This window comes from Nocardia sp. NPDC060220 (assembly GCF_042727815.1).
Classification (GTDB): Bacteria; Actinomycetota; Actinomycetes; order Mycobacteriales; family Mycobacteriaceae; genus Nocardia.
The window spans coordinates 1-5,525 of the sequence record NZ_JBHWZY010000456.1 but is presented as its reverse complement, the minus strand read 5'-3'; the positions used below and the strand labels follow the sequence as shown (position 1 = coordinate 5,525).

Genomic DNA, 5,525 nt, shown 5'->3' with positions numbered 1-5,525 from the left:
GATCCGCACACCCTTGGCCACGGCGAGTTCGCAGGTGCGGCGCATGGTGGCCGGATCGCCTGCATGGAAACCACACGCGATGTTCGCGCTGGTCACGATGTCGAGCATGGCGGCGTCATCGCCCATCCGCCACGGGCCGAAGCCCTCGCCCAGATCACTGTTCAGGTCCAGCGGCATGTGATGCCCTCCGGTCTTCGCGGGTCACTCGCCGGGAATGTACCCCGGTATTTCGAGCATGAACGCACAGATTCATACCGTTATCACCCGGGGCGTGGTTCAGCAGGCGTACACGCGGACCTCGGTGGCCTTCACCGCGAAGTACACCCGCGCACCGATAGTGAGCTGGAGTTGGGCGACGGCCGCCGGGGTCAGATCGGCGCACAGGCCGGGAGCCCGCGGTGCGTCACCGCGGACGCGGACGATGCCGCCCCGGTCGGTGATCTCCGCGATGTCGACGGTGAAGACGTTGCGTGGGCTGCCGCCGGGCCGGGTGCGAAAGACCGACACCGCGGCCGGGGAGAACACCGCGGCCGCGCGGGCACCGGGCACGAAATCCCCGACAACACGGCCGTCGACGCCGAGGTCTTCGACCAGCACAGTCCCGAAGGCCGGGGCCTGCTCGTCGAGGGGCGTACGCGGCATCGCCGGTTCGTCGGCACCTGGCTGATCCGCTGAGTTCGGCTGATCCCAGGATTGAGCCGACGCAGGCAGCAGCGCCGACTCGACCCCGGTGCCGCGCAGGAGGTTGAGGCCGGCGACGCGGGCGGCGAAGGGGTTGCGCGGGTGCGACATCACCTCCGCGACCGGGCCGGACTCGACGACGCGGCCCGCCTCCAGAACGACGAGGCGGTCAGCGAGGGTGATGGCGTCGATGATGTCGTGGGTGACCAGGACGGCGCATCGAGGGTGGGCGCGGCCGGGTTCGTCGCGCAGGACACGACGCAGCAGGGTGCGCATGGCCGGGGCTACGTCGACGTCGAGCGCCGACATGGGTTCGTCGAGGAGCAGCAGGTCGGGGTCGACAGCGAGGGCGCGGGCCAGGGCGACGCGCTGGGCTTGGCCGCCGGAGAGGGCACCGGGGTGGCGGTCGGCGAAGGCGGTCGCGTCGACCGCGGTCAGCCAGCCTTCCGCGATTTTCCGGGCGGTGCGGGTGCTCGCGCCGCGGCTGCGCGGGCCGAACGCGACGTTGTCGCGCACGCTGAGGTGGGGGAACAGGAGCGGATCCTGGGCGAGGAGGGAGACGGCGCGTCGATGTGGCGGTAGCGCGATGCCTTCGGCGGTGTCGGTGAGGCTGCGATCGCCGAGTCGTACGTGGCCTTCGTCTGGGACGACCAGCCCGGCGATCACTTGGAGCAGACTGGATTTGCCCGCACCGTTGGGGCCGAGCACGGCAAGCACCTCGCCCGCGGCGACGTCGATCCGCACGTCGAGATCGCGGGCGGCGATCCGCGCCGATACCGACAGACCGGTCGGACGGTTCGACGCCGCAGCGGGCGAGGACGCGGATTCCTCGGTCACTTCACGCCGCCGATCGCTCGCGGAGCACCGGCGCCGCTGCGCAGCTGGGTGCCGGGGATCGGGCTGGTGCGGCGGTAGGCGAGCAGGACGATCAGGACGGCGACGACGATCAGCACCACCGACAGGGCGACGGCCGCGTCGGGATCGGCTTCCCGCTGGAGGTAGATCTCCAGCGGGAGGGTGCGGGTGCGGCCTTGGAGACTGCCCGCGAAGGTGAGGGTGGCGCCGAATTCGCCGAGGGCGCGGGCGAAGGCGAGGACCGCGCCGGAGATCAGCGCGGGGCGAAGCAGGGGCAGGGTGATCCGCCACCAGACCGTATTCGGGCCCGCACCCAGCGTCGCGGCGATCTGCTCGTAGCGGCTACCCGCCGTCCGCAACGCCCCTTCGAGGGTGAGCACCAGAAAGGGCAGTGCCACAAAGGTTTGCGCCAGCACGACCGCGGTCGTGCTGAACGCGATCTGAATCCCCGCGGCTTCCAGGTGTTCGCCGAGCAGCCCCCGTCGGCCGAAGGTGTAGAGCAGCGCGATACCGCCGACCACCGGCGGTAATACCAAGGGCAACAACACCAGAGCGCGCAACACCGGCATCCCCGGCCACCGGGCCCGGGCCAGCACCGCCGCCATCGGCACCCCGAACACCAGGCACAGCACGGTGCTCGCGGTCGCGGTGCGCAGGCTCAACCACAGTGCGTCCCTTGATGCTTCGGTACTCACGAGCTCGACGAACCGACCCCACTCCACTCCCCAGGCCAACGCGGCCAGCGGGAGCACCACTAGCGCGAACCCGATGACGGCGGGCACCGGCAACCACCGAGGCAGCCCGGTGCTCACGCGACACCGACCTCCGGCCGATCCGGAATCTTCACGACACCAGCCAACCAGCAGGACCGGGCACGGCCCGCGCAACACGCGTCGATGCCGGGTCCGCCTGCGCCGCCGATGCCGACACCGATCACGGCGCGCCGAACCCCGCCGCGGCCAAGGCTGCCCGACCGGTGGGGCCGGTGACCAGTTCGGAGAATTTCTGCGCGTTCGCGGCTTGCTTCGAATCCGCCACCACGGCAATCGGATACGTGTTCACGGCCGCCGACGCCTCGGGCACCGCCACGACGCCCACCTTCGCGCCCGCGGCGGACGCATCGGTGACGTAGACGAAGCCGGCGTCGGCCTGGCCGGAGGTCACCTTGGTGAGAACATCGGCCACGGAGGACTCCTCACTCGCCGGACGCAGCGTGGCGCCCGCGGCGTCGGCGACCTTCTTCGTCGCCCGGCCGCACGGAACCTGGGGAGCACAGACCACCAGGGTGGCGTCGGCGAGGTCGTTGATTCCGGTGATGCCCTTGGGATTTCCCGGTGCGGTGACCAAGGTGAGGACGTTGGTGGCGAAAGTGGCCGGGGCCGCGGTGATTCGGCCGCTCTGGACCGCCTTGTCCATGGTCGGCTGGTCGGCCGAGGCGAAAACATCAGCGGGAGCGCCCGCTTGGAGTTGGGCGGCCAGGTCCGACGAACCGGCGAACGAGAACTGCACATCCACACCGGGATTGGCGGTCTCGAAGTCCTTCTCCAAACCGGTGAACACGCTCTTCAGCGACGCCGCGGCGAACACGGTGAGCGTGGATTGCTCGGTATCGCCACTCCCGCAACCACTCACGGTAACCAGCACCAGCGCGGCACCGAGCGCGACCCGGCCGATCATTCGGCGGCCTTCTCGACCACCACTGTCGTGGCCTTGACGCTCGCCAGCGCGACGCTGCCCGGCTTGAGCCCCAGCTCGCGCACCGATTCGCTGCTCATCAGCGAAACCACCGTGAAAGGACCGCATTGCATCTCCACCTGTGCCATCACCGTGTCGGTCACCACGCGAGTGACCAGACCCGGAAACCGATTGCGTGCCGAGCTGGCACTACCCACCTGGGTGTGTGGCGTGCGTGCCTGGTCGACGGCGTGTTCGGCCAGCTCCCGGCCGTCCAGCACCAGGCGGCCCGCGGCGTCCTTGGTCGCCGAGAGGGCGCCCGTGTCGATCCAGCGACGCACCGTGTCGTCGCTGACACCGAGCAGATCGGCCGCTTCCTTGATTCGCAGTTTCGCCACCCGATCAGGATATGTCCGCATATTCGGATGTAACAAGAAAACAACTCCGCACCTTCGGAAACAACCGGTGGTGATATCCCATAAACGGGTCACACTTCATGGCCACCGGCGACGCGGCCAAGTACGCTCGGAGCCATCATGGCCACGTATTTCGATCCGAAGTCCTGGTCACTGGCAGGCGCTGTCGATATGGGCAAACGTCTGCTCGACCCGTCATGGATCGACCAGTGGCTCGGCTTCACCACGTCCTGGGCCGACCCCGTCGCCGACCTCGGTTCCGGCACCGTCACCGCGCTCATGCCCGATGTGCTGATGACCGTGCTCAGCGAGGGCATCCTCAGCCGTTTCGGCGGCCAGGAGATCAGTGCCACGCTGCTCGGGCACGACCTCACCGCCACCCTCGACACGTTCAAGCTGCGCAGACGCGGCGCTCACTTCCAGAGCAAGACCGTGCTGTCGAACCTGGTCTGGGACTCACATCCGTTCGACACGGTCACCGTGGTCGCGCACGGTGTGCGGCTGATTCCCGGTGTGCCGACCAAGGTCCGGGTCCAGCAACTCGACATCGAGGGCGCCATCGGCATCGGCGCGCTGGCGGACTGGGTGGACGCCCAGAACCTGGATTGGCGGGTGCGCCTCGACCAGCGCGGACAGATCGTCGCGACGCATCGCACGCGCAAGATGCGGGCGGTCGTCGACGGGCAGGTCTACGACAACCTGCTCACCCTCGACATCCGCAAAGCCAGTTGGTACGGCATCCGGCTCCCCAAACGCGTGGTGCCCGCGCCCGCGCTACTGCTCGACGACCTGCCCAACCGGGCCAGCATCTCCTACGCGCACCGGCGCGGTGACGTGGTGAAATTCCGGCTCGAACTGCCCGAGACCACCGGCTCGTTCGACCTGACCCAGATCCGCGACGCCATCATCGCGGGAACAACGCTGATCGTCTTCTGATCAGTTCTGCGTGGCCCACCATTCCCGCAGGGCGGCTTCGGCCTCGTCGCGGGTCATCGGGCCGCGGTCGAGTCGCAGATCCTTCAGGTACTTCCATGCCTTACCGACCTGCGGCCCCGGCGGCAGCCCGAGCAGTTCCATGATCGCGTTGCCGTCCAGATCCGGGCGCACCCGGGCCAGGTCCTCCTGCTCGCGCAGCGCCGCGATCCGCTCCTCCAGCTCGTCGTAGGTCGAGCGCAGGGCCGCGGCGCGGCGCTTGTTGCGGGTGGTGCAGTCGGCGCGCACGAGCTTGTGCAGGCGTTCGAGCAGGTCGTCGGCGTCGGTGACGTATCGGCGCACCGCCGAATCCGTCCACTGTCCCTTGCCGTAACCGTGGAAACGCAGGTGCAGGAACACCAGGCGCGCAACCTCTTCGGTGAACGCCTTCGGGTACTTCAGCGCTCGCATCCGCTTGCGCACCATCTTCGCGCCGACCACCTCGTGGTGGTGGAAGCTCACGCCGCCCGCGGGCTCGTTGCGTTTGGTGTCGGGCTTGCCGATGTCGTGCAGCAGTGCCGCCCAGCGCAATACCAGGTCGGCGTCGCCTTCCTCCTGGTCGATCGCCTGCTGCAGCACGGTCAGCGAATGCTGGTACACGTCCTTGTGCTGGTGGTGCTCGTCGATCTCGAGCTTCATCGCGGGCACCTCGGGCAGCACGCGCTGCGCCAGACCGGTGTCGCACATGAGGTTGATGCCGTCGATCGGGTGGTCGGCGCCGATCAGTTTGTCGAGTTCGGCGCGCACCCGCTCGGCGGTGATCCGGTCGATCTGATCGGCCATCTCGATGATCGCCGCACGCACCCGCGGCGCGACCTCGAAACCCAGCTGGGCGACGAAGCGCGCGGCCCGCAGCATCCGCAGCGGATCGTCGTCGAACGAATCCTGTGGCGCCGCAGGAGTATCCAGCACGCCTTCGAGCAGCGC

7 protein-coding genes are annotated in these 5,525 nt (G+C 68.8%); 1 reads left to right on the top strand and 6 read right to left on the bottom strand.

Annotated elements, in window-relative coordinates; genetic code table 11:
- The 5 genes from ACFWF3_RS22325 to ACFWF3_RS22305 form a co-directional block, all read right to left on the bottom strand.
- A partial coding sequence (locus ACFWF3_RS22325; RefSeq protein ID WP_379315137.1) for a LamB/YcsF family protein occupies nucleotides 1-177 on the bottom strand: 177 nt, incomplete at its 3' end.
- A 99-nt stretch (nucleotides 178-276) separates the two neighbouring features.
- Complete coding sequence (locus ACFWF3_RS22320) at nucleotides 277-1,518, bottom strand: sulfate/molybdate ABC transporter ATP-binding protein (protein ID WP_379315136.1); 1,242 nt, start codon at nucleotides 1,516-1,518, stop codon at nucleotides 277-279.
- On the bottom strand, nucleotides 1,515-2,348 hold the full coding sequence (locus ACFWF3_RS22315; protein ID WP_379315135.1) for an ABC transporter permease: 834 nt from the start codon (nucleotides 2,346-2,348) through the stop codon (nucleotides 1,515-1,517). The genes ACFWF3_RS22320 and ACFWF3_RS22315 overlap by 4 nt, the downstream gene beginning before the upstream one ends.
- Nucleotides 2,349-2,469: 121 nt before the next feature.
- A complete protein-coding gene (modA, locus tag ACFWF3_RS22310) occupies nucleotides 2,470-3,213 on the bottom strand; it encodes a molybdate ABC transporter substrate-binding protein (RefSeq protein ID WP_379315134.1) in 744 nt (247 codons plus the stop codon).
- On the bottom strand, nucleotides 3,210-3,608 hold the full coding sequence (locus ACFWF3_RS22305; RefSeq protein WP_379315133.1) for a molybdopterin-binding protein: 399 nt from the start codon (nucleotides 3,606-3,608) through the stop codon (nucleotides 3,210-3,212). The genes modA and ACFWF3_RS22305 overlap by 4 nt, the downstream gene beginning before the upstream one ends.
- A gap of 138 nt (nucleotides 3,609-3,746) precedes the next feature.
- Between ACFWF3_RS22305 and ACFWF3_RS22300 the strand changes: the two genes are divergently transcribed.
- On the top strand, nucleotides 3,747-4,562 hold the full coding sequence (locus ACFWF3_RS22300) for a hypothetical protein (RefSeq protein WP_378989365.1): 816 nt from the start codon (nucleotides 3,747-3,749) through the stop codon (nucleotides 4,560-4,562).
- Here the strand turns inward: ACFWF3_RS22300 and ACFWF3_RS22295 are convergent.
- Nucleotides 4,563-5,525: CCA tRNA nucleotidyltransferase (locus ACFWF3_RS22295; protein WP_379315132.1), on the bottom strand; the 963-nt coding region annotated here is incomplete at its 5' end. It lies immediately after the preceding gene.

What these genes read in the sequence shown, in the direction of transcription:
- ACFWF3_RS22300 (WP_378989365.1), top strand. Translation starts at nt 3,747, where the DNA reads ATGGCCACGTATTTCGATCCGAAGTCCTGGTCACTGGCAGGCGCTGTC.
- modA (WP_379315134.1), bottom strand. Translation starts at nt 3,213, where the DNA reads ATGATCGGCCGGGTCGCGCTCGGTGCCGCGCTGGTGCTGGTTACCGTG.